2 pseudogenes are annotated in these 434 nt (G+C 69.6%); one reads left to right on the top strand and one right to left on the bottom strand.

Features of this window, described 5'->3' with window-relative positions:
- Positions 1–294, top strand: a pseudogene (locus G3I78_RS48700) (IS5/IS1182 family transposase); the annotation flags it as partial.
- A gap of 59 nt (positions 295–353) precedes the next feature.
- Here G3I78_RS48700 and G3I78_RS48695 read toward each other — a convergent pair.
- Positions 354–434: pseudogene (locus tag G3I78_RS48695) on the bottom strand (DUF1330 domain-containing protein); the annotation flags it as partial.

The following is a 434-nucleotide window of genomic DNA, read 5'->3' as shown; positions in this document are numbered from 1 at the left end:
GCCGGCCTCGGCACCCTGGACGACCCGTACTTCCTCGGCCTCGACGAGGAACGCAACGAGGAACGCAACGACCAAGTCGTCGTCACCGGCCGCAAGGCCACCCTCGCCCGCAAACTCACCACCGGCGAGAAGACCGCCAACCGGATCATCACTGCCGGCCGCACCCCCGTCGAGCACGGCTCCGCGGACCTGAAGACCTGGCGCATCCTCACCGAACGCCGCTCGAGCCCCGCCCGCGCCACCAGCCGGCTCCGCGCCCTGCTCGTTCTGACGGACCTCGAACTCGACCGCTGACAGACGGTCAAGACCGAAGGCGGATGGCGGATCTCCGTGAAGATCCGCCCGGGCCTCGGTCAGTCGATGCCTTCGACGATGCGGAAGTCGCGCTCGACGCCGTCCGAGAGAACGGCCAGCGCCTCCTGGTAGGCCGCGCT

The organism is Streptomyces sp. SID13726 (assembly GCF_010548375.1).
Classification (GTDB): domain Bacteria; phylum Actinomycetota; class Actinomycetes; order Streptomycetales; family Streptomycetaceae; genus Streptomyces.
This window is presented reverse-complemented; position numbering and strand designations above follow the sequence as displayed.